The sequence below is a fragment of the Ruminococcus sp. AF17-12 genome (genome assembly GCF_003479245.1).
Lineage (GTDB): Bacteria > Bacillota > Clostridia > Lachnospirales > Lachnospiraceae > Blautia_A > Blautia_A fusiformis.
The window spans coordinates 1-1,114 of record NZ_QUGY01000036.1 but is presented as its reverse complement, the minus strand read 5'-3'; the positions used below and the strand labels follow the sequence as shown (position 1 = coordinate 1,114).

The following is a 1,114-nucleotide window of genomic DNA, read 5'->3' as shown; positions in this document are numbered from 1 at the left end:
CGTAAGGAAGGCTATGAAAATGGGGAAAAGATCGGCTATTCCCAGACTTCCGCCATGCTGACTGAACTGAAAAAGCAAGAGGAGTTTGCCTTTCTGAAAGCAGCAGATTCCATTGCATTACAGCAGTCTTTGCGGGATCTCGACCGGGGATTTGTGAATTTCTTTCAGAAACGGGCTTCCTATCCAACCTTCAAAAGTAAACATAACCGGTTCCAGTCATACAGAACGGTAAATCAAAAAGATAATATTCGTATTGTGGGAAGATATATCAAACTTCCGAAACTTGGATTTGTTAAAATACGGCAGTCGATGGAAGTGGAAAAGATTAATCACGTGATCATTGAGCACACACCGGCTGGAAAATATTTTGCGGTTTTAAATGTTGATTTTGAACCGGAACCACGCTCAAATGCTGGCGGAACGATAGGGATTGATGTCGGAATCAAAGCGTTCTACTCCGACAGTAATGGAAATACGGTATCAAATCCCAGATATCTGGAACGCTCAATGCGAAAACTCATAAGAGAACAGCGCAGGCTTTCCCGAAAACAAAAAGATTCCCATAACCGCGAGAAGCAGCGGATCAGGGTGGCAAGAGTGTATGAGAAAGTAACCAATCAGCGGAATGATTTCCTGCAGAAACAGTCAACGATGCTGGTGCGTGAAAACCAAACCATCTGTATTGAAGATCTGAATGTTAAGGGGATGATCCGGAATCATAAACTGTCAAAATCGATAGCGAGTGTTTCCTGGGCAAAATTTTTTGAAATGCTGGAATATAAAGCTGGCTGGTATGGAAATGAAATTCACAGAGTACCAACGATGTATCCGAGCAGTCAGACCTGCAGCTGTTGTGGCTACAGAAATCCACGGATAAAAAATCTGGGCATTCGTATCTGGGAGTGTCCCAAATGCCATGCGGTTCATGACCGGGATACGAATGCAAGTATCAATATTCTGAAAAAAGGACTGCAGATGCAGTCTGCATAAAGATAAAAACTGTACCGTAGGGCATACGGGAACAGTATAAATATAGCTTGTGGACACTGTGTAAGACATTGCAGTACCGTAAGGTGTTTGCCAATGCAGTAGTGGGAGAAGCAAGAATCCCCCT

Annotated in this window: 1 protein-coding gene; it reads left to right on the top strand. The window is 43.3% G+C overall.

Annotated features, from left to right (window positions below):
* The coding region (gene tnpB / locus DWW77_RS17825) for an IS200/IS605 family element RNA-guided endonuclease TnpB (RefSeq protein ID WP_147419605.1) at nt 1-990 on the top strand (990 nt) is incomplete at its 5' end.
* Nucleotides 991-1,114: the final 124 nt, after the last annotated feature.